At 55.2% G+C, this 21,304-nt stretch carries 18 protein-coding genes; 11 read left to right on the top strand and 7 right to left on the bottom strand.

Annotation, left to right across the window (positions count from 1 at the left end; genetic code table 11):
* Positions 1-76 precede the first annotated feature (76 nt).
* Positions 77-1,018 carry an AraC family transcriptional regulator gene (locus tag HF675_RS11855; protein WP_187044661.1) on the top strand — a complete coding sequence of 314 codons (942 nt, stop codon included), beginning with the start codon at positions 77-79 and terminating at the stop codon, positions 1,016-1,018.
* Between the two features lie 24 nt (positions 1,019-1,042).
* Here the strand turns inward: HF675_RS11855 and HF675_RS11860 are convergent, their stop codons facing one another.
* On the bottom strand, positions 1,043-1,387 hold the full coding sequence (locus tag HF675_RS11860; RefSeq protein WP_105231209.1) for a GlpM family protein: 345 nt from the start codon (positions 1,385-1,387) through the stop codon (positions 1,043-1,045).
* Between the two features lie 165 nt (positions 1,388-1,552).
* Between HF675_RS11860 and HF675_RS11865 the strand changes: the two genes are divergently transcribed.
* The 7 genes from HF675_RS11865 to HF675_RS11895 all read left to right on the top strand — a co-directional run bounded on the left by HF675_RS11865 (position 1,553) and on the right by HF675_RS11895 (position 8,868).
* Positions 1,553-2,002 (top strand): STM2901 family protein, encoded by a 450-nt coding sequence (locus HF675_RS11865; RefSeq protein WP_187044662.1) that lies wholly within the window; start codon positions 1,553-1,555, stop codon positions 2,000-2,002.
* Positions 1,996-2,319, top strand: a complete 324-nt coding sequence (locus tag HF675_RS11870) for a DUF1493 family protein (protein WP_160031025.1) — start codon at positions 1,996-1,998, stop codon at positions 2,317-2,319. Before HF675_RS11865 ends, HF675_RS11870 begins: the two co-directional genes overlap by 7 nt.
* 376 nt (positions 2,320-2,695) lie before the next feature.
* The gene (locus HF675_RS11875; protein WP_234008571.1) at positions 2,696-3,052 is read left to right on the top strand and encodes a MarR family winged helix-turn-helix transcriptional regulator; all 357 of its coding nucleotides are present in this window, start codon (positions 2,696-2,698) and stop codon (positions 3,050-3,052) included.
* A 35-nt stretch (positions 3,053-3,087) separates the two neighbouring features.
* A complete protein-coding gene (locus HF675_RS11880) occupies positions 3,088-3,828 on the top strand; it encodes an NADPH-dependent F420 reductase (protein WP_232251550.1) in 741 nt (246 codons plus the stop codon).
* A gap of 155 nt (positions 3,829-3,983) precedes the next feature.
* Positions 3,984-4,598: a TetR/AcrR family transcriptional regulator gene (locus HF675_RS11885; protein ID WP_105231206.1), complete on the top strand. Its 615-nt coding sequence runs from the start codon at positions 3,984-3,986 to the stop codon at positions 4,596-4,598.
* Between the two features lie 74 nt (positions 4,599-4,672).
* Entirely contained in the window at positions 4,673-5,782 is a 1,110-nt protein-coding gene (locus HF675_RS11890; RefSeq protein WP_187044663.1) for an efflux RND transporter periplasmic adaptor subunit, read from the top strand.
* The gene (locus tag HF675_RS11895) at positions 5,779-8,868 is read left to right on the top strand and encodes an efflux RND transporter permease subunit (RefSeq protein WP_187044664.1); all 3,090 of its coding nucleotides are present in this window, start codon (positions 5,779-5,781) and stop codon (positions 8,866-8,868) included. The genes HF675_RS11890 and HF675_RS11895 overlap by 4 nt, the downstream gene beginning before the upstream one ends.
* Positions 8,869-8,983: 115 nt before the next feature.
* Here HF675_RS11895 and fdhA read toward each other — a convergent pair whose 3' ends face one another.
* The 3 genes from fdhA to HF675_RS11910 all read right to left on the bottom strand — a co-directional run bounded on the left by fdhA (position 8,984) and on the right by HF675_RS11910 (position 12,200).
* Entirely contained in the window at positions 8,984-10,171 is a 1,188-nt protein-coding gene (gene fdhA, locus HF675_RS11900; protein WP_187044665.1) for a formaldehyde dehydrogenase, glutathione-independent, read from the bottom strand.
* 179 nt (positions 10,172-10,350) lie between these two features.
* Positions 10,351-11,367, bottom strand: a complete 1,017-nt coding sequence (locus HF675_RS11905) for an NADP-dependent oxidoreductase (RefSeq protein WP_187044730.1) — start codon at positions 11,365-11,367, stop codon at positions 10,351-10,353.
* A 41-nt stretch (positions 11,368-11,408) separates the two neighbouring features.
* Entirely contained in the window at positions 11,409-12,200 is a 792-nt protein-coding gene (locus HF675_RS11910) for an SDR family oxidoreductase (protein WP_187044666.1), read from the bottom strand.
* A gap of 363 nt (positions 12,201-12,563) precedes the next feature.
* On the opposite strand from HF675_RS11910, the gene HF675_RS11915 reads away from it, so the two are divergent.
* The 3 genes from HF675_RS11915 to HF675_RS11925 all read left to right on the top strand — a co-directional run bounded on the left by HF675_RS11915 (position 12,564) and on the right by HF675_RS11925 (position 16,137).
* On the top strand, positions 12,564-13,133 hold the full coding sequence (locus HF675_RS11915) for a TetR/AcrR family transcriptional regulator (RefSeq protein WP_187044667.1): 570 nt from the start codon (positions 12,564-12,566) through the stop codon (positions 13,131-13,133).
* 616 nt (positions 13,134-13,749) lie between these two features.
* On the top strand, positions 13,750-15,099 hold the full coding sequence (locus HF675_RS11920; RefSeq protein WP_187044668.1) for an MFS transporter: 1,350 nt from the start codon (positions 13,750-13,752) through the stop codon (positions 15,097-15,099).
* 141 nt (positions 15,100-15,240) lie between these two features.
* Positions 15,241-16,137, top strand: a complete 897-nt coding sequence (locus tag HF675_RS11925; protein WP_187044669.1) for a PhzF family phenazine biosynthesis protein — start codon at positions 15,241-15,243, stop codon at positions 16,135-16,137.
* Positions 16,138-16,213: 76 nt separating this feature from the next.
* On the opposite strand, the gene HF675_RS11930 is transcribed toward HF675_RS11925, so the two are convergent.
* From HF675_RS11930 to HF675_RS11940, 3 genes are all read right to left on the bottom strand, one after another.
* Complete coding sequence (locus HF675_RS11930; protein ID WP_187044670.1) at positions 16,214-17,200, bottom strand: helix-turn-helix domain-containing protein; 987 nt, start codon at positions 17,198-17,200, stop codon at positions 16,214-16,216.
* A gap of 76 nt (positions 17,201-17,276) precedes the next feature.
* Positions 17,277-19,631: a beta-glucosidase gene (locus HF675_RS11935; RefSeq protein WP_187044671.1), complete on the bottom strand. Its 2,355-nt coding sequence runs from the start codon at positions 19,629-19,631 to the stop codon at positions 17,277-17,279.
* 17 nt (positions 19,632-19,648) lie between these two features.
* Positions 19,649-21,010 carry an MFS transporter gene (locus HF675_RS11940; protein ID WP_187044672.1) on the bottom strand — a complete coding sequence of 454 codons (1,362 nt, stop codon included), beginning with the start codon at positions 21,008-21,010 and terminating at the stop codon, positions 19,649-19,651.
* Positions 21,011-21,304 lie beyond the last annotated feature (294 nt).

Raw genomic sequence — 21,304 nt, forward strand, 5'->3', positions numbered from 1 at the left:
ATTCCTATGAGCGGGCTGGACGCGTCAGAACCGCAGTGGCACACTGGAAATCCCTCCCACGGCTAGCACAGGCGCTATGACACACACATCCCGACAGATCCGCCACCAGATGGTTACGCTGCTGGATCGTCTGACGCCGCATGAAGGCTATAATCTCACCGCGTTGCCCGATGTCCGTTTTTTACGTTCCAACCGGCCGCTGCTGCGCACGCCGGTGCTGTATGAGCCGGGGATCGTGATTGTGGTGCAGGGAAGCAAGCGCGGTTTTCTGGGAAATGATGTCTATTTGTATGATGCGCAGCATTATCTGATGGTCTCGGTGCCGGTGCCGTTCACCATGGAAACGGACGCCAGCGCGGCGGAACCGATGCTGGCGATTTACATCCGGCTGGATTTTAACTTGGCCGCCGACCTGATGCTGGCGCTGGATGGCCGCGGTGTTGCCGATACCGACGCCCCGCGCAGTATGATGTCGAGCCGCATGGATGCGCCGCTCAGCCGTTCCGTACTGCGTTTTCTGCAGATTATGGCGTCGCCGCTGGATGCGGAGGTGCTAGGGCCGTCGATGCTGCGGGAGCTTTACTACCGGGTGCTGAGCGGCGAACAGGGGCCGGTGATGAGAAGTGCGCTCACGATGCAGGGCCAGTTTGGCAAGGTGGCGAAAGCCTTGCGCAAGCTGCACGCCGAGTACGCTTCACATCTGGATGTGACGGCGCTGGCGCAGGAAGCCGGCATGAGCGTGCCGACCTTCCACAGCCATTTCAAAACCGTGACCAATACTTCGCCGATGCAATACCTGAAATCGACGCGGCTGCATCAGGCTCGCCTGCTGATGCTGCGCAATAACTTCACGGTGTCGGCCGCCGGCGTCCGGGTGGGTTATGAGAGCGTTTCGCAGTTCAGCCGTGAGTTCAAGCGCCTGTTCGGGCTGACGCCGCTGCAAGAGGTTGAGCGAATGAAACGCACCTTCGCCATACCCGCGTCGATGACGCCTTCAACGTTTGTCTCTTCGCATTGAGCGGGAGAATGGCGCATGGCCGTATTATCCCTGGCCGTGCCAGCGGTTCCAGGCCAGAATCAGCAGCCAGGCGGCGACCAGCCAGCACACCACCGCAGCAGTCAGCGCCGTCGGCAGTTTGACATAGCCCAGCAGCACATAGAGCGAAACCAGGTAGGCCATGTAGGGGAACACCGCCCACATGCCAAACAGGATGGTGGTGCGTAAATCTTCCAGAGAGCGTTCGGTGCCGACAATATAGTGGGCGATCAGGGCGAAGGTAGGAAAAAGGGGAACCAGACCGGCAATATAGTAGTTGCGTGATTTGGATAATACGCCGATCAGAATGACCACCAGCGCACCGATTAACGCCTTGATTCCCAGCCCCATATCGTACCCTTGTAAGCTTTAAGCCACTGATTTGGCTATGTTGGCACGTCTGTTGTTTTTTTGCACGTGCAAAGTGGGGCAGGTTTGGCGATGTAGCGAAACAACACGTTGAAAACCCCGTCATCATTGGTTATGTTGCGAGCATGCTGAGTTGAGGGAATAGGTATGGATACCGTTGAAGAGCTGGGTGGGACTTACTTCTATAAGGGCATCGTAAACGTATCAGCGCATGAGTTGCTGTTCTGGATCATGATTGATACCGTTGAAGAGCAGTTAGGCGTTCAAGATGTTTTAGGCGTTGCGGCTTTAATTCTGGGTGATAATTCGATACCCGTCCCCGGTAAACCAAGCACCGCGACACCGGGCACGTCACACGCATCGTTATTCTTCCGTAAGCACGTAAACGTGCGCTTCAAACGCGCAATTTTGCCGACGGTAACAAAGGGATCCGTCCTAAAGTTCAAGGTCAGAATGGTTAACAACCTCGGGGTGTTTGTTGGCCGTGCCGTGCCTGTTCTTGGCTGGGTGATTTTGGCCAATGACATCGCCCAAATCACGGTAAAAGCTACCACGCGCTACAACAAAATTGCCCGTGGAGAGGATAAGTTATGGTAAGTGATGAGGAGGTGCTGGCGTTCTTTCGGGAGGAACTATCGGTTCTTGCGACGTTCACGTTTAAGACTATCCCGTTAGAACTGGATGACCCGCTGCAGGAATACGCCGAGGACGATGAGGTGAAATTTGCCATCGGAAAATATGATGAAGTGTTTGGTGTGGATGTCTCGGCGCTAGAGTGGGACAAATACTATCCGTGGCGGCATGAATGGTTCTTCAGGAAATGGTTCACCAATAAACCGTTGGTGCAAAACAAAGCGCCACTGACCGTACGCATGTTTGCAGAATCCGCCAGGGCGGGCCGATGGTTGTACTGACAATGTCATCACTTGAGCAAACCGTTGTTAACAAGGATTGGTAAATTCTTATCAAGCTGTCTATTCAGGAGCCTCTTTAACCCGGTTTAAATGGACGTTTAACGCCTGTTTACGGTCTCCCGTTTCCAGTCTGCTGGCGCTCGCTGATGACTTAACCTCCGGTAATTGTCTTTAACGTCAGCGCCCGTTTATCGCGGCAGCGCACGATCATCCATTGATATTATTTGCTGATGGCGGGAGAATTCGCTTACTTTATCTAGTGCACTAGAATATCAACCAACAGATTTTGGCGATGACGATGAATAAAAGAGAGCCGCGGGGGATTGGCACAGAGCTTTCCTTCGCGTTGTACGGCGCGGCAAACCGGATGCACCGGATGCACAAACCTTTTCTCGACCCGCTGGGGCTGACTTTCCCGCAGTATCTGGTGATGCTGGAACTGTTCAGCGGGACGCCGCGTTCTGTCGGGGAACTGGGTAACAGTCTGGGGATGGATACCGGGACGATAACGCCTTTACTAAAGCGGCTGGAGGCTTCGGGCAGGGTATTGCGCCGGCGCGATCCGAGCGACGAGCGCCGGGTGCTGATCACGCTGACCGCCGGTGGCGAAGCGCTGCGTGAGGAACTCTGGTCCGTCACCGACAAAATCCGCTCGGCGTGCCAGCTGACGGAGGAAGGATTGGTTCAGCTGCGCGATACGCTCAACGACTTTGCGCATCCGGCAGCGGAATAAGTCATAAACGATTCAGGATACTGAGGAGACCTACGATGAATATCAGCATTATTGGCGCAGGCAGCATCGGCGCGACACTGGCGAGTAAACTTTCTGCCTGCGGCCATCACGTGAAGCTGGCAAACTCCAGGGGGCCGGCGACGATCGTTGATATCGCCCGCCAGGCCAACGCCGTGGCGGTGAGCCGGGAAGAGGCCGTCAGTGACGCCGAGGTGATTATCCTGGCCATCCCGTTTGCTAACCACACCGACGTCGCGACCTGGCTGAGCAACGCGCCAGCCGGCGTGACGATTATTGATACCTCAAATTATTATCCGTTCCGCGATGGCGCTATCGCCGAGATTGAGCAGGGCAAGCCGGAGGGCGTTTGGGCCAGCGAGCAGCTCGGACGGCCTCTGATCAAAGCGTGGAATGCGGTGCTTGCCGCCACGCTGGCGGATAAAGGCTTGCCGGACGGCGCCGCTGAACGCATCGCGATTCCCGTGGCCGGAGATGATGAAAACGCCAAATCCATTGCCATGGCATTGGTCAGTGACACGGGATTCGAGCCTGTCGATGCGGGCCAACTGGCAGAATCCTGGCGTCAGCAACCCGGCACGCCTGCCTATTGTACGGAATTGTCTCCTGCCGAGCTAAAGGCGGCTCTGCAGCATGCGGATAAAGCCCGCGCAGCGAAAAACAGGGATGTGCTGCTGGATGAGTTTATGTCTGCGGGCGAAACGCTGACCCACGATCGCATCGTGGCCCGCAACCGGGCGGTAACCGCTCCACGGTAGAGGGGCGTTTGGCGACGGACAATTCCCCCTGCCGGTCACGACGTAACAGCACGCCACAGGAATAATAGGGAAGCCCTGGGTCGAACCACTCGTGTAACCTTATCGCAAATTGGTCACTTGTTGTCGCTCAGGGCGCATTACGCTAAGCTGGATAAATGACTAAACATATCAATACAACCCCCGCACGGGGCCCCGCGGACCACAGCGTCCGCGATCAGGTCGTGGACGCCGCCACCGAGCATTTCGGGCACTTTGGCTACGAAAAAACCACCGTGTCCGATCTCGCCAAAGCGATCGGTTTCTCCAAGGCGTATATCTATAAGTTTTTCGATTCCAAGCAGGCGATCGGCGAGGTGATCTGCAGTAACCGGCTGGCGATGATCATGGAGATTGTCCATGCGGCCATCGCCGATGCGCCGACGGCCGCCGAGAAGCTGAGACGCCTATTCAAAGCCCTGACGGAAGCCGGCAGCGACCTGTTTTTTCACGATCGCAAGCTTTATGACATCGCTGCGGTCGCTGCCCGTGACAGCTGGCCTTCAGCCGCGGCGCATGAGGAGCGTCTGCGGCAACTGATCGAGCAAATCATCCTTGAGGGCCGGCAGAACGGCGAGTTCGAGCGAAAAACGCCGTTGGATGAGGCGGCGCATGCGATATACCTGGTCATGCGGCCTTACATCAACCCGGTTCAGCTGCAGTACAACCTGGAAACGGCCTCATCGGCTGCCGTATTGTTGTCGTCATTGATACTGAGAAGCCTGTCGCCTTGAATGGTGACTATTGACAATATTGGTCACTGGTCTGAGAATGCGGTTACTGTCCTGTTACCTCAATAAGGGAACCCATGCTCAGGCTCAAACCTGTCTCTATTGCCATTTGCTCGTTGTCCTTTGCCCTGGCGGCATGCGGCGACACGTCGGGGAGCGATGATCCGCGCAATCAGCCCCCTCTGGTAAGAACGGCGGCGGTGGCCGCTGCCGTCGATGCTTCCCGCGCGTTCACCGGCGTTGTCGTTGCCCGGACGCAAAGCGATCTTGGCTTCCGGGTGTCAGGAAAAATCCTTGAGCGTCTTGTTGATACCGGCCAGACCGTTGAGCGCGGGCAACCGTTGATGCGTCTCGATCCCGCCGATCTGAACCTACAGGCCAAGGCTCAGCAACAGGCGGTTGCTGCCGCACGGGCGCGCGCCAGACAGACGGCGGGTGATGAGGCGCGCTATCGCGGTTTGGTTGCTACCGGCGCCGTATCCGCCTCCGCCTACGCCCAAATAAAAGCCGCCGCTGACACGGCCCGGGCAGAGCTCAGCGCCGCCCAGGCGCAGGCTGACGTAGCGAAAAATGCGTCGGCATATACCGTATTGCTGGCCGATGCCGACGGCGTGGTCATGGATACGCTGGCTGAACCGGGGCAGGTTGTCAGTGCCGGGCAGCCGGTGGTCAGGCTCGCCAGAGCAGGGCAACGTGAGGCCAGCGTGCAGTTGCCCGAGACGCTGCGGCCGGCTATCGGCAGCGAGGCGCGGGCCTCACTATACGGAAACCATACTCAGGCAGTGGCGGCGAAACTGCGCCTGCTGTCCAATGCGGCCGACCCGGTGACCCGCACCTTCGAGGCGAGGTATGTGCTGGAAGGTGCGCTGGCGGGTGCGCCGCTGGGTTCAACCGTTACGCTGCAAATAGCGAAAGATAAAATAGCCCGCGATGTTATGCAGGTGCCTTTGGCCGCCCTCTACGACCCGGGTAAAGGTCCGGGGGTCTGGAGTATTTCAGGCAAGCCTGCCAGGGTGACGTGGCGGGCGGTTCAGGTGCTGAGTCTGGGGGACGATGCGGCAAGCGTGAGCGGTAACCTCAAACCCGGCGATCGGGTGGTTGCACTGGGCGCGCATCTGCTGCATGACGGCGAGACCGTCAGAATGGCTGAACAGGGCGATGCCCGCGTAGCCGGGAGCAAACCATGAGCGACGGGCGTTTTAATCTTTCGGCGCTTGCCGTTCGCGAGCGTTCCATCACCTTATTCCTGATTATTCTGATTACCGTGGCCGGGATCCTCGCGTTCTTTGGGCTGGGGCGTGCGGAGGATCCGCCGTTTACAGTCAAACAGATGACGATTATCTCCGCCTGGCCGGGAGCGACGGCGCAGGAAATGCAGGACCAGGTTGCCGAACCGCTGGAAAAGCGTCTGCAGGAGCTGAAGTGGTATGACCGCAGCGAAACCTACACCCGCCCCGGTATGGCCTTCACCATGCTGTCGCTGCAGGACAGCACGCCGCCTTCGCAGGTGCAGGAAGAGTTTTATCAGGCGCGCAAGAAAATCAATGATGAGGCAAAAAACCTGCCGGCCGGCGTCATCGGGCCGATGGTCAACGATGAATTTGCCGATGTCACCTTTGCGCTCTTCGCGCTGAAGGCGAAGGGGGTGCCGCAGCGTTTGCTGGTGCGTGATGCTGAATCACTGCGCCAGCGGCTGTTGCACGTTCCGGGGGTTAAGAAGGTCAATATTATCGGCGAGCAGTCGGAGCGCATCTTTGTTTCCTTCTCCCATGACCGGCTGGCGACGCTGGGTATTTCTCCCCAGGATATTTTCTCGGCGCTGAACAGTCAGAACGTCCTGACGCCGGCAGGGTCGATTGATGCGCGCGGGCCGCAGGTCTTTATCCGTCTGGACGGCGCCTTCAACAAGCTGGATGCGATCCGCGCGACGCCCATCGTCGTACAGGGCAGAACCCTGCAGCTTTCAGATGTCGCAACCGTGGAACGTGGTTATGAAGATCCGGCGACTTTCCTGGTGCGCAATCAGGGGGAACCGGCGCTGCTGCTCGGCATCGTGATGCGCGAAGGCTGGAACGGACTGGAGCTGGGGAAGGCTCTGGATGCGGAAACGGCCAACATCAATGCGGATATGCCGCTGGGCATGGCGTTGACCAAGGTCACCGATCAGTCCGTCAACATTAGCTCAGCCGTCGACGAGTTCATGATCAAATTCTTTGTCGCACTGCTGGTGGTGATGGTGGTCTGCTTTATCAGTATGGGGTGGCGCGTGGGGGTTGTCGTCGCCGCGGCGGTGCCGCTGACGCTGGCGATTGTCTTTGTGGTGATGGAGGCATCCGGCAAAAACTTCGACCGTATCACGCTGGGCTCACTGATTCTGGCGCTGGGCCTGCTGGTCGATGACGCCATCATCGCCATCGAAATGATGGTGGTGAAAATGGAAGAGGGCTATGACCGCATCAAAGCCTCCGCCTATGCCTGGAGCCATACGGCGGCTCCGATGCTGGCGGGTACGCTGGTAACGGCCGTTGGCTTTATGCCCAACGGCTTTGCGCAGTCCACTGCCGGCGAGTATACCAGCAACATGTTCTGGATTGTGGGCATCGCCCTGATTGCATCCTGGGTGGTGGCGGTCGTATTTACGCCTTATCTGGGCGTGAAAATGCTGCCGAAAATCAAAACGGTGGCAGGGGGCCACGCGGCGATTTACGACACGCGTCATTACAACCGTTTTCGCCGGCTGCTGACCCGCGTCATCGCGCGCAAATGGCTGGTGGCTGGCGCCGTGCTTGGCATATTTACCGTGGCCATTCTCGGCATGGGGCTGGTTAAAAAACAATTTTTCCCCACCTCCGATCGCCCGGAAGTGTTGGTAGAAGTACAAATGCCTTATGGTACCTCAATAGCACAGACCCATGCCGCAACGGCGAAAATTGAAGACTGGTTACATCAGCAAAAAGAAGCAAAAATTGTCACCGCTTACATTGGGCAGGGTTCGCCGCGTTTCTATCTGGCCATGGCGCCAGAATTGCCCGATCCATCATTTGCCAAAATTGTGGTGCTGACGGACAGCCAGGAAGCGCGTGAAGCGCTCAAGTTCCGGCTGCGTGAAGCGGCGGCCAACGGGCTGGCGCCTGAAGCCCGCGTGCGTGTGACGCAGCTGGTGTTTGGCCCGTATTCCCCGTATCCGGTGGCCTACCGCGTTATGGGGCCGGATCCCGCCAGGCTGCGCGAGATCGCAAAGCAGGTGAAAACCGTCATGCAGGCCAGCCCGATGATGAGGACCGTCAATACCGACTGGGGGCCGCGGGTGCCGACGCTGCATTTTACGCTCGTTCAGGACCGACTGCAGGCGGTCGGGCTGACATCAAATGCCGTTGCCCAGCAGCTTCAGTTTCTGCTTTCCGGCGTGCCGATCACCGAAGTGCGCGAAGACATTCGTTCCGTGCAGGTCATGGGGCGCGCGGCGGGGGATATCAGGCTCGATCCGGACAAAATAGCCGGTTTTACCCTGGTGGGGTCTGCCGGCCAGCGGGTGCCGCTGTCGCAGATTGGCGAGGTTGACGTGCGAATGGAAGATCCCGTACTGCGGCGCCGGGACCGTACCCCGACGATTACCGTGCGCGGGGATATTGCTGAAAACCTGCAGCCGCCGGATGTGTCTGCGGCGATAACCAAAGAGTTGCAGCCGATCGTGGATAAACTGCCGGCCGGATACCGCATTGAGCAGGCAGGGTCGATTGAAGAGTCCGGCAAAGCCACCAAAGCGATGGCGCCGCTGTTTCCGATCATGATTGCCATCACGCTGTTGATTATTATCCTGCAGGTACGCTCAATGTCGGCGATGGTGATGGTATTTCTTACCGCGCCGCTTGGGCTGATTGGGGTGGTGCCGACGCTGCTGCTGTTTAACCAGCCTTTCGGCATTAATGCGTTGGTTGGCCTGATTGCGCTGTCGGGCATTTTGATGCGCAACACGTTGATTTTGATTGGCCAGATCCACCATAACGAACAGGAAGGGCTTACGCCGTTCCATGCGGTGGTGGAGGCGACCATCCAGAGAGCCAGACCGGTGTTGCTGACCGCCCTGGCGGCAATTCTGGCGTTTATCCCGCTGACGCACTCGGTGTTCTGGGGGACGCTGGCTTATACTCTCATCGGCGGCACGTTCGGCGGCACCATCATCACGCTGGTGTTTCTGCCGGCGATGTATGCCATCTGGTTCAAAATCCGCCCGGAGGGCGCAAAACAGGCAGGAACCCCGATAACGGATTAGCAGGATGTGAACGTGGCGGGGTATGCCCGCCCGTTCACGGGGTGAAGGCGGGATAACCTGACAGATAGCAGCAGACCCGCCGCTAACTGTCAGAACAAACGTGAACGTATCGTGATTAAGCGAGGATGCCGTGGGGATCCAGAACGTATTTCGCCGCCACGCCGGCATCAAAGCTGGCATAGCCCTCGGCGGCGCTTTCCAGCGGGATCACCTTGGCATTCACAATCTTGGCGATCGGCAGGCGGTCATGCAGAATCGCATTCATCAGCTGCCGGTTGTAGCGTAGAACCGGCGTCTGCCCGGTATGGAAGGTTTGCGCCTTGGACCAGCCGAGACCAAACTTCAGGCTTAACGATCCTTCGCGCGCCGCCTGCTCATGGGCGCCCGGGTCATCCGTTACATACAGCCCCGGAATACCGACATTGCCAGCCACGCGGGTAATGTCCATCATACTGTTCAACACTACCGCCGGCTGTTCTTTACCGGAGTGGCCCTTGGCTTCAAAGCCTACCGCATCAATGGCCGAATCGACCTCCGGCACGCCGACCACTTCGGCGATCATCTCGCCAAGCCGATCGTGTTTGCCTAAATCGATCGGTACAAAGCCCATTCTTTCGGCGTGCGCGAGGCGTTCTTTATTAAAATCGCCGACCATCACCACCGCTGAACCCAGGATCTGCGCGGAGGCCGCAGCAGCCAGACCCACCGGGCCGGCGCCGGCGACATAGGTGACAGAACCGACGCCCACGCCGGCGGTGATCGCCCCGTGAAAGCCGGTTGGCAGGATATCTGACAGCATGGTCAGATCCAGAATTTTTGCCAGCGCCTGATCGCGGTCGGGGAATTTCAGCAGGTTGAAATCGGCATACGGCACCATGACGTATTTGGCCTGTCCGCCGACCCAGCCGCCCATATCCACATAGCCAAAGGCGCCGCCCGCGCGCGCCGGGTTAACGGTCAGGCACACGCCGGTATCAAGCTCGCGACAGCAGCGGCAGCGGCCGCACGCCACATTGAAGGGGACGGAGACAATATCGCCGACGTTAAGCATTTCAACATCGGAACCTTTCTCAATGATTTCCCCGGTGATTTCATGCCCCAGAACCATGCCGGCCGGCGCGGTAGTGCGGCCGCGAACCATATGCTGGTCCGAACCGCAAATGTTGGTCGACAGAACTTTGAGAATTACTGCGTGGTCGATTTTCTTGCCTGACGGGCTGACGAACTTTGGTTCATCAATATCCATCACCTCAACGTTTCCCGGCCCCTGGTATACAACGCCTCTGTTTGATGAGTGTCCCATAGTTGCTCCATATCATGCTGTAAGATGTCTATCTCTGAAGCAGAGTGAGCACTAAGTACCGCGATAGCGCACTGGTTCTGCACGCCCAGTCTAGGTGAATGGCGTTCCTGCCACTGATCTGATAACGACATAGGGAATTCTTATAACCTGCCTGATCGCGACATGCGGGGCGTTTATTGTCAGGATGCGGACGGCGAGTCTGTCAGTTGCACGACAACTTTCCCTTTTGCATGGCCAGCGGCGAGATAAGACAGCGCGTTGATGCTGTCAGCAAATGAAAAAGTCTTATCGATTACCGGCTTCAGTTTTCCGGCATCAATCAGTGCGGCAATCTCTGATAGCTGGTCACCGTTTGGCGAAACAAACAGGAAAGAGTAGCGGATCTGGCGGCGGGCGGCGCGGCTGATGATTTTCCGGCTTAACAGCCAGAACAGCGCTTTCATCACGCTATTCATTCCCCGCTGACGGGCGAACGGAAGATCCGGCGGACCGACGAGAGAAACAACCTCGCCATGGGGTTTCAGGATCTCAAGCGTTTTTTCAAGACCGTTACCCCGAACGGATGCCAGCGCCAGATCGTAATTGCTCAGGATTTTATCAAAGTCGGCTTTCTTGTAATCGATCGCCTCATCGGCCCCCAGAGCGCTGACCAATTCCATGTTGGCCGCACTGGTCGTGGTGCCGACGCTGGCACCAAGATGTTTTGCCAGCTGAATGGCGAATGTCCCAACCCCGCCGGAACCGGCAGGGATAAAGACGCGCTGGCCGGCGCTTAACTTCGCCCGCGCAAAGGCCTGCCAGCAGGTCAGGGCAACCATCGGGAGGGACGCCGCCTCGGTAAAATCAAGGCTGGCCGGCTTCAGGGCGGCGGCACGCTCAGGCACCGCGGCATATTCCGCCAGCGCCCCTTGGTCCATATCAAACAGGCTGGCGAATACCGCGTCGCCCGGCTTGAAGCGGGTGACGTTTTTACCGACTTCCTCAACCACTCCGGCCAGATCGCTGCCCATAACCGCGGGCAGCGTCAGCTTGAGAATGGGTTTAAAACTCCCTGTCGGGATCATACAGTCGATCGCATTCAGCCCTGCGGCATAAACCCTGACCAGCAACTCATCATCGTTGATCGCCGGTCGGGGGATATTTTCAAACTGTAACTGGGCTGATTTACCATAACTTTTCAGCTGTAGTGCTTTCATCATGTATGTCCGTCGCTCTTTAAGGGAGATAGATTGCCGGGTTACTCGGTATCACGGGTATAACGTGGCGCCGGCTGCGCCTGCTGGAAGTTTGGCAGCATCGCCTGACGCGCCTGGTCAAACTCCGTCCATAGCCGTTCTTCGTGCAGTGGGGGAATGGTCACCGGTTCGCGGCGGTCAAAACCGGCAAGGGCCGCATCCACCAGATCGCCGGCTTCCATCACGCCGCTCATCGTCGTAATGTCCGCCCCCGAACGCTGCCATATTTCGGTACGCGTCACGGCGGGCAGCACGGCCTGAACATATACCCCCTGCGGCGCAAGTTCGAGGCTCAATCCCTGGGAGAGGAACTGCACAAACGCTTTGGTGGCGCCGTAAGCCGTCAGGCCGAGTTCAGGAGCCAGCCCAACGACGGAACCGATATTGATGATGGCGCCGTTGCCGGCCGCAGCCAGACGTGGCGCCACAGCGTGCGCCAGGCGGACAACCGCAGACAGATTTACGGCTATCATCCGATCGATATCGGCAGCGCTCTGCGACGTAAAGCTGCCTGACAGCCCCATCCCGGCGTTATTCACCAGCACGGTGATGTCCTTATCGTCCCGCAGCCGCTGCGCCACGTTTTCGACCTCTGAAGGCTGGCTGAGGTCAGCCGGCAGGATGTCGATGCTCACGTTATATTGCGCGCGCAGCCGTTCAGCCAGCGCCGCCATACGCGTGGTATCGCGGGCAACCAGGATAAGGTTGTGTCCACGGCGGGCAAAACGATCCGCATAAACAGCGCCGATTCCCGTTGAAGCGCCGGTGATTAATACCGAGGTGGTGTCTTTCATCGCAATCTCTCTTAGGTTGTGGTTGTGGTTGTGGCAAAAACGCATGCTTTTTTAAATGATGCTCGACATGTATAATAAATGTCAACCATCATTTAAAATGAAAGGCGATCGATACCCAACGTTCAGGCGTTTGTGAGTGGGGGGGCTGGGTAGGGATTCAATGGCTGGTGGTATGCACGGTGAATCCACACTAGCCACACAGGGCGGCTGAAATGAGAAGCAATGGGCTTATATCCACCAGATTGCTGCTCTCTGCCGCGGGGCGGAGTATGTTAACATCATCCCGCCGCACGCCAGACAGGCTGGGGATGCGGCGGTTGGAGCGATTGATCCGCGCTGATATTACGGGCTACAGGAGGAAGAATGGGACGCGTATCTAAAGAGCAGATGGAACATAACCGGAAAAATATCATTAAAGCGTCCTCAGAACTGTTTCGTGAACGGGGGCTTGACGGTGTCAGCGTAAACGACATTATGTCGGCCGTCGGCCTGACCCATGGCGGCTTTTATGGGCACTTTAGTTCCAAAGATGAGTTAGAGGCGTTGGCCTGCCGCCAGGCATTTGATGATACGGATGCTTTCTTGGATCAAGGCGACATGGGCAGCTTTGCACAACTGGTTGAATACTATCTTTCAACGGAACACCGTGATAACACCCGTAGCGGATGTACGGTCTCGGCGCTGGCCAGCGATGTGTTGCGTAAAGATCGTGAAAAGCCGGTTCGCGAGACTTACAAAGCTGGCGTCAAAAAAATGGCAGAGCGCCTGGCCGCGATTGAGGAAGATAAACCGGATACGGCGCCTGCCGACAAGCATCTGACACAGCTAGCGCTGATGGCGGGGGCGTTGATGTTGGCAAGGGCAACGGAAGGGGATGAAATTTCCGAACGTTTCCTTTCGGCAGCAAAAACAGCGCTACTCGGGATAAAGTGAAAGTGGCGTTAAAAATAGTGAAAACTTAAAAATACATTTTAGGGGGGTATTTTAATTGCAATCGGATGAGCAGATGTTAATAGCCTATAATAGGATTTAAATAAAATATAAAAACATGAAAAACGACGCTTCGATATCTAAAAGCGACAGGTGAATAAATAGTATTTAATATCTGGTGCGCCTCCCTAAAAAATCACGCCGTAATAAAAAATAAAATCAATAGGTTATCCTAAGCAGGCGACAAAACCGGCAGCGATTAATGTTATCCCTCCAGTATTTTTCTCTAAATGAAAATCATATGGCAGCAATGGTTTTATATAACTCGTTGATGTTTATTGTGTTTTATTGATAGATTCATTCGTGAATGTTGTTGTTATTTGGTGTGTGACGACGGCTTTGTTGAACACCCAAAAACTTTATGCGACTCTGCGGTTGAACTTGTCTGTCATTAATTTTCGAATTAGAAGTTAATCTGTTATCAATAACGGACTAATGACTTAATGACAGAATCAAAAAGACAGCGAATATTCCACGCTATAACCGCGCAGGGGAAGCGCATTCCCCTGTAATTTCGACCTACATCTGGTTAGAACACCCAAACAGGGGGAAGATGGCTATGGATAATATGACGTCCGTCTCGGCAGCCACGCTGCGTAAGGTGACAACCGCCGCAGCGATTGGTAATTTTGTCGAGTGGTTTGATTTCGCCGTCTATGGCTTTCTGGCGACGATCATTGCGCAACAATTTTTTTCGGCAGATCTGCCGCAGGCGGCATTGTTACAGACATTCGCCGTATTCGCCGTGGCTTTTGCACTGCGCCCGCTGGGCGGGGTGATATTCGGTATGCTGGGCGACAAACTGGGCCGCAAGCGTATTTTGTCTTTAACCGTGTTACTGATGGCGGGATCGACCACGATCATTGGTCTGCTGCCCACCTATGCCAGCATTGGCATGCTGGCGCCGCTGTTTCTGACGCTAACCCGCTGTGTTCAAGGGTTTTCTGCTGGTGGTGAATATGCCGGGGCCTGCGCCTATGTGATGGAGCATGCCCCTAACCACAAACGCGCCTGGTACGGCAGTTTTATCACGGTTTCTACCTTTTCCGCCTTTGCCGCAGCGGCGACGATTACCTATCTGCTGGATGCCAGCCTGAGCGCGGAGCAGATGAGCCGTTGGGGTTGGCGTATTCCTTTTCTGGTGGCTGCACCGCTCGGCCTGGTTGGCGTTTATCTGCGGCTGCGTATGGAAGAGACGCCGGCGTTTCGCGCGGCGCTTGCTGAATCCGCCACTGCCCACGCACCGTTAAGCGAGACGTTACGCCAGCAGGCGGGGAATATCTTGCGGCTAGGGGCGTTTATCTCTTTGACGGCGCTGTCGTTTTATATGTTCACCACTTATTTTTCCACCTTCCTGCAACTGGAAGGGCATTTTAGCCGTGCTGCCGCGCTGTTGGTTTCCACCGTTGCGCTGCTGTTTGCCGCCGGAATGTGTCCGCCGGTCGGTGCGCTGTGCGATCGGATAGGGCGCAGAAAAACCGTCGCCCTGACCGGAGTCTGGGTGATACTGAGCGTCTATCCTGCCTGGCAGTTGGCCAGCTCAGGCCATCTTTGGGCAGCGATTCTCGGCGATCTGCTGTTGGCGACCGGGGCGGTATTGTCCGGCGTGGTGACGGCGGCGCTGCTCTCGGAAGTTTTCCCCACCCGAGCGCGCTATACCGCCTCCGCGATTACTTATAATCTGGCCTACACAATTTTTGGCGGAACGGCGCCTTTAGTCGCGACCTGGCTGATCGGCTACACCGGCAGCAGCGTGTCACCGGCATTTTATCTGGCGCTGGTGGCATTACTGGCGCTGGTTGGCGGCTTGGCGCTACCGGAAACCTCGCGCATTTCGTTGCATGGAGAACAAGATAAACGGTCGGCGCAGGCAGGCTTCAAGGCATTGAAAGCAGGGGGAGAGAGTTAAACGTCTCGTCGAGGTGTATAAGATCCCGGCACCGTCCGGGATCCACACGTTAAGGTGTATCTATCCGACTGAGCTATTGAATAATCTGCATATTTCGGTAGATTGAGAACCCTCTCAGTCAAACCTAGCGGGTTAGGGTAAATGCACAAAAGTGATAACGTAACGCCACGCGCTTACAAACAGGTGGATGTATTTACCACCTCGCCACTGCAGGGAAACCCCCTGGCGGTGATCCTGGAAGCGGAAGGGTTGGATGAAGCGCAGATGCTTGCGTTAGCGCGCTGGACCAACCTTTCGGAAACCACCTTCGTTTTCAAGCCGACGCATCCGGCCGCAGATTACCGGGTGCGCATCTTTACCCCTGAAAAAGAGTTGCCCTTTGCCGGGCATCCGACATTGGGCACGGCCCATGCCTTACTGGAAGCTGGTTTGGTGACCAAACAACCGGGGGTGATGATGCAGGAATGCGGAGTCGGTCTGGTGGCGGTCAATATCCTGCCGGAAGGCACGCTGGCGTTTGCCGCGCCGGAGGTCACGCTGCGCACGCTGACACTTGAGGAACGGCAGCAGTTGGCGGCCGATTTTCAACCGGCGGTAATGGCTACAGAGATTCTGCCGGTGGTGGCCGACATGGGCATCCGTTGGCTGATGGTGCGTATGCCAGACGCGCAATCCTGTCTGGCGATGACGCCAAACCAGGCCATGATTAAGAAGATGCAAATTGATTATCAGGTTGACGGCGTGGTGATTTATGGCGCTTATCCATCCGGCGATCCCGCAGATTACGAGATACGGGCGTTTCTGGTTGAGTGGGACAAGCTGGTCGAGGATCCGGTGACCGGCAGCGCTAATGCGTGTCTGGCCCGTTTGCTGCAGACCAATAATTTCCCCGACGGTGGTGTAACAGCACAAGGATATCAGGTCCGGCAAGGCACTCAACTGCATCGCGAGGGCCGGGTCAGCGTAAGTTTTATTCGCGATGAGCCGTGGATTGGCGGACGAAGCAGCACGCTAATTGATGGTTGCTTGCGCATTTAGTGGTGGCACACGATAAACTGCCAGCGACGCATAGCCATGCGCAGTGTTTTTTCAAGGGATAGAATTTCGACAGAGCTTAGTAGCTGGTGGGGGTTAAGTGCCGCAGGCGCGCGACAATCTGCGGATCCAGCGGCAGACAACAGAAGTTTGTCATGATTTGCGTTTCCGCAGCAGAGTTGATTGCGGTCAGGTAGCTTTTTCTAAATTCTGTTGGCGTCATGCGACAATACTTGTTGAAAGCAAAAATCAGTTGTTTATGACCGCTGAAACCACAGGTGTAGCTGATGTCGGTGATCGGGATATTGGTGTCTTTCAGCAACAGTTTAGCCTTATTAATCCTGACCATGGTCAGATATTCTTTAAAATTGTAGCCGCTGATCTTTTTGAATGTGCGTGAGAAATGGTGGTAACTGACACCGGCGTTATCGGCAACGGTGGACAAATTAAGCTCGTCATCAAAATGCTGATTGATAAATTCGATGCCGTATTTAACTAGCTGTTGGTCTTTTTTTCTGAACGTCATCTGTTGCCGATCGGCCCGTTTTTCTCCTGCCGTCGCCAGTGAGCTCAATAGTTGATACACCAGAGCAATACGGGTAAACGAAGGTTGGGCGTGCACCAGATGTTCGAGCAGGGCGAGCACGCTGCTGCGGATCTGTAGGTCTTCACCTGACTCCTGCTGATGAAACAGGGCGTAATCCAGCTGCGGGGCCGGATGGAGTTCATCAAACAGATTTGGAGCGAACTGGATCGTCAGTAGTTGGCTATTCGGCGCGCGAGCCTCTAACGAGTGGATTTCATCCGGATTGATATAGAGCATGCTGCCTGCCGCTGCGAGCGAAGTGGCGTGACCCAGAGTCACGGAGAATTCTCCCGACAGAATGCAGATAAGCTCAGGTGCCGAGTGCCAGTGCGGTTCACAGTAGTAAACCTCCGCGGCGAACACGTTCAGCTTCTCGGCATCAAATGAGATCAGCTCATAACCGCTACCTTCATGGATTGCTGCAACCGCTTGCTGTTGCGATTTTAGCCTTGGCCGCTGTGTGACAGAAAAAGGAAACATCGGCTTAATCCCCGTGAGTTAACAACGTAAATGCGTAATGATTCCCTCTCCCCAAGAGAGAGGGAATGGGCGGGCTTTAACCCTCTGCCTTACTGCCCTGCAAGGCGGACGCCAACTCCTGCCGGGTAATATCAATGGCCAGGAACTCTGTCAAGGCAATAAACAGACCGCAGAACAGATCGGGGGCAACCGCAATCAGTTTTTCCCTCACAAGCGCTTCCGGCAGGTTGTTTTTGCTAACCAACAACTTGACCACCCGATCAAAAGCCGGCGGATTGTTGATCAACTGCTGCAATGAGTTATCCGTTTTTAACGACAGATAAAAGGGTTGCGCCAGTATGTTGACCGTCGTACTAATCGCAATATCCCGTGAAGAACGAGCCGCGTGCAACTGATATTCACCCGCATTCACTACCCAGTCGGCCATACCAGGATGGAAACAGGCAAAATCTTGCCAGTTGAGCACCATGCTCACGGTCTTGGTTTCACCCGGTTCAAGATGAACTTTGGCAAAGGCTTTCAAGGCCCGCTCTTCACGCAACAGTTCCCCTGATGGTGCGGAAAGATAGAGTTGCACCACCTCTTTACCCGCCACTTTACCGCTATTAGTTACCTCTACGTTGACGGTCAGCGACTGGCCTTCCTCAATCTGTGCCGCCGAGGTTGTCAGATTGGCGTAGCTGAAGGTGGTATAGCTTAGGCCGAAACCAAACGGGAATTGCGGCACCAGTTTACGACGATCGTAATAGCGATACCCCACAAACAGTCCTTCACTGTAATGATGGCGTAGGTCTTCACCTGGATAACTGAGCCAGGCTGGTGTCTCTTCCAGCGTATTGGGCACAGTCACGGTCAATTTGCCACAAGGGTTGGCCCGGCCAAATATAATATCGGCCACGGCCCGGCCCATACCTTGTCCGGCAAAGAAAGTTTCCAGCACGGCCTTGCAATCGGACAGCCAGGGCATTACTACAGCATCGCTGTTGGCAAGTACGACCACCAAATTGGGCTGTTGTCTGGCGACGGCTCGGATCAGCGCCTCATGGCTAGGCAGAATATTCAAATCCTTGCGATCCCCATTTTCACCGTCTTCACCAATGGCGGTACTGACGAAAACCACGGCAACATCGGCATTTTTCGCGGTATCAACGGCCAGTGCCAACGCTTGTTCATCAATAACGTTATCTTCAGGGGTACCGATGGCATAGTCGATATTGAAATCGCTGCCAGCCACGTCAAAAATCTCATCAAGAGGCCGATCGAGCATGTAAGGTACGGTAGTGGCGCAGCCAGAGCCCTGGATCACCGGTTCTTGCGCCGGTTTACCCAACACGGCGACGGTGCGCTGTTTGTTTGGCTGTAGCGGCAGGATGTTATCTTCATTTTTCAGCAGAACAAGGGATTCGGCGGCAAGCTGCTGCGCCAACTGATGATGTCGCTGATAGTCGGCCTGGGTCCCCGGTTTGCGGTGTTGTTGCACTTTGTCTATCAGCGTCAGCATGCGCAGGCAGGCAGTATCCAGCACTTCTGCTGGTATTTCTCCCTGTTCGATCGCTTGCAGCAGTTCTTGCTTATCGCGCTGTGTTTCCGGCATAGCTAGATCGTTACCCGCCAGTAAGGAGGCAGGGCGATCTTTGATGCCATACCAATCGGACATCACCAGTCCGTCATATTGCCACTCGTTACGTAACACTTCGGTCAGTAACCAGGGGTCCTGCGAGGTTTGCACGCCATTGAGCCGGTTATAGGATGACATCACTGTCCAGGGGTTGGATTTATCGATAGCGCGTTTAAAACCACTGAGATAAATCTCGCGTAGCGCCCGTTCTTCAATCACCGAATCCATTTCGGTGCGTCGAAACTCCGAGTTATTGGCGGCGAAATGCTTCAGGCTGGCTCCCACGCCACCGTCTTGCAGGCCGTTGATCAATGCGGCAGCAATGTCTCCGCTGACAACAGGATCTTCCGAGTAATATTCATAACCACGGCCAGCCAATGGCGTGCGGCGGATGTTGATCCCCGGGCCGAGTAAAATACCTACCCCCATCTCCTGACACTCTTTTGCTAATGCCTCACCCATTTTGTACACCAGATCGCTATCCCAACTGCAGGCTAACGTAGAGCCGTTGGGGAAGCAGGTGGCGGGTTTGGATTTACTGAACAGCGCTTCAGATCCTCCTTTCTGTTCTTCCTGTTCAACGTTGCCTGCGCTTTGGCCAATCACAGCGAGGAAATCGGTAATGTTCCAGTTTTCTCCTTGTTCAATCTGGCTGGTGCTGTAACGAACGCCATAGGTGCCATCCGTCATGACGATGTCTTCAATCCCATGCTGCGGAAGGCGGGCGGTACGCCACAGGCCGCTGCCGCTGAGTAGCGCCACTTTTTCTTCGGCGGTCATGGCCGCAATGATGGCCTGAAACTCTTTTTTCATGTTAATTACCTGCAATGTTACAGCGCGTTAAGCTTGCGCGATTCAATGTCTTTAATGATATTCCGGTAGGTGTTCTCATCCAGGGCATAGAAAAAGATAAATACCATCCCCAGGGCAAACATCAGACCTGGAAACAGGGTCATCATCAAATTAATGCCGTTTAACGCATTGGCACTGATATGCTCGGAAGAGTAGTCAAAGTAGTCGAGCATCAACCCGGCACAGCCTCCGCCAATCGCCATGGCAATTTTGGTGATGAAGTTAAAGAAGCCGTAAATAGCCCCTTCGGTGCGTATGCCATGCTTCCATTCAGCAAATTCAACAGTGTCGGCAATCATCGACCACATCGCGACAAAACCCATCCCGAGCGTAATGCTGAACAGGCACACGCCGGTCATAATCAGGTAGCTGTTATCACCTGCCAGGAAATACTGGAACATCACCCCGGCAATCCCGATCAGCAGCCCCAATTGCACCATTTTCTTTTTACCCATGATGTTGATGAGTTTTTCTGACACGATGGTGCCTGCCACGTAGGCAGCGGATTGAATGGCAAAGAACTTGGCGGTAAAGGTTTCATCGCCCAGGGTGTATTTGATGAAGTAAATCGCAATGGCCATCCACACCGTATAGGCGATATAGAAGAACACGGTGAACAGAGAAAGGTTGATTAACGGTAAGTTGCCAGAGACTGCGGTGATCATTTCTTTTAACGTGGGGGGCTTTTGATCCGGCAGGCTAATCACCCGTTCTTTGGTCATGCCAAAGCAGGCCAGGAAGAAGAAAGTCGCCAACAGGCTGAAACTGCTGACAGCAAACACATACCCCATCTTCTGGTCGGTAAATTGCGAAATCAGTAAATCTGCGCTGGTAGAGACAATCAGATAACCGACAATCGCCAACACAAAGCGATAGACCGACAATGAGGCCCGCGAACCTTCATGCTGAGTCAACATATTGGTCATGGCGGAATAGGGCGTATTGACCGCGGTGTAGGCCAGACAGTAGATGGTGTAGGAAATCAGTGCGTAATAAAACTTGAATTCGCTGTCGAAGGTGCTGAAACACAACACCGTCAAAATGCCCAATGGCACGGCCCCAAACAGCAGGTAAGGCCGTAGCTTGCCATAGCGGGTATGGGTTTTATCAATAAAGTAACCGACGAAAATGTTAAATATCGCATCCAGGATACGAGCGATCACAAAGATTAAACTCGCCTGAACGGCGGTAATGCCATAAATATTGGTATAGAAAAACAGCAAGAATAGAGAGACAAATCCAAACGACAGGTTGGAGGCCAGATCGCCAAACCCATATCCTATCTTTTCCCTAACGCTGACCTTTACGTAACTGTCAGAGGCAATTTCTGTGATTTTCATTATTGTTCACTCATTCAGATTGGCTTCGTCCAGAGTATACCTAGCGGGCTAGAGCGTCGGCTTGCTTACCTTTGTTTAAACGCTTCCTATTTTTTGCTCTCTTCCGGCGTTGTAACGGAGTTGTGAGTGGGGTCACAGGAAAATGGCAGGGTGAGGTAGCTGGTTACTGTTGCAGGGGGACTGGAAGCGGTTCTTACGGGCTAATCATTCGGTTAGTTTAAGTAAAATAAACTCTGGGTGAAGCATGACGAAATATTAACCTTGGTCCAATCAATACCGTGCTGAACAGAGGAA

Origin of the sequence: Serratia sp. JUb9 (genome assembly GCF_014298095.1) — a bacterium.
Classification (GTDB): domain Bacteria; phylum Pseudomonadota; class Gammaproteobacteria; order Enterobacterales; family Enterobacteriaceae; genus Serratia_B; species Serratia_B rhizosphaerae.

Bases quoted from the DNA above. Each gene is read 5' to 3' on its own strand.
- HF675_RS11855 (WP_187044661.1), top strand. From the start codon at position 77: ATGACACACACATCCCGACAGATCCGCCACCAGATGGTTACGCTGCTG.
- HF675_RS11860 (WP_105231209.1), bottom strand. From the start codon at position 1,387: ATGGGGCTGGGAATCAAGGCGTTAATCGGTGCGCTGGTGGTCATTCTG.
- HF675_RS11865 (WP_187044662.1), top strand. From the start codon at position 1,553: ATGGATACCGTTGAAGAGCTGGGTGGGACTTACTTCTATAAGGGCATC.
- HF675_RS11870 (WP_160031025.1), top strand. From the start codon at position 1,996: ATGGTAAGTGATGAGGAGGTGCTGGCGTTCTTTCGGGAGGAACTATCG.
- HF675_RS11875 (WP_234008571.1), top strand. From the start codon at position 2,696: ATGCACAAACCTTTTCTCGACCCGCTGGGGCTGACTTTCCCGCAGTAT.
- HF675_RS11880 (WP_232251550.1), top strand. From the start codon at position 3,088: ATGAATATCAGCATTATTGGCGCAGGCAGCATCGGCGCGACACTGGCG.
- HF675_RS11885 (WP_105231206.1), top strand. From the start codon at position 3,984: ATGACTAAACATATCAATACAACCCCCGCACGGGGCCCCGCGGACCAC.
- HF675_RS11890 (WP_187044663.1), top strand. From the start codon at position 4,673: ATGCTCAGGCTCAAACCTGTCTCTATTGCCATTTGCTCGTTGTCCTTT.
- HF675_RS11895 (WP_187044664.1), top strand. From the start codon at position 5,779: ATGAGCGACGGGCGTTTTAATCTTTCGGCGCTTGCCGTTCGCGAGCGT.
- fdhA (WP_187044665.1), bottom strand. From the start codon at position 10,171: ATGGGACACTCATCAAACAGAGGCGTTGTATACCAGGGGCCGGGAAAC.
- HF675_RS11905 (WP_187044730.1), bottom strand. From the start codon at position 11,367: ATGAAAGCACTACAGCTGAAAAGTTATGGTAAATCAGCCCAGTTACAG.
- HF675_RS11910 (WP_187044666.1), bottom strand. From the start codon at position 12,200: ATGAAAGACACCACCTCGGTATTAATCACCGGCGCTTCAACGGGAATC.
- HF675_RS11915 (WP_187044667.1), top strand. From the start codon at position 12,564: ATGGGACGCGTATCTAAAGAGCAGATGGAACATAACCGGAAAAATATC.
- HF675_RS11920 (WP_187044668.1), top strand. From the start codon at position 13,750: ATGGATAATATGACGTCCGTCTCGGCAGCCACGCTGCGTAAGGTGACA.
- HF675_RS11925 (WP_187044669.1), top strand. From the start codon at position 15,241: ATGCACAAAAGTGATAACGTAACGCCACGCGCTTACAAACAGGTGGAT.
- HF675_RS11930 (WP_187044670.1), bottom strand. From the start codon at position 17,200: ATGTTTCCTTTTTCTGTCACACAGCGGCCAAGGCTAAAATCGCAACAG.
- HF675_RS11935 (WP_187044671.1), bottom strand. From the start codon at position 19,631: ATGAAAAAAGAGTTTCAGGCCATCATTGCGGCCATGACCGCCGAAGAA.
- HF675_RS11940 (WP_187044672.1), bottom strand. From the start codon at position 21,010: ATGAAAATCACAGAAATTGCCTCTGACAGTTACGTAAAGGTCAGCGTT.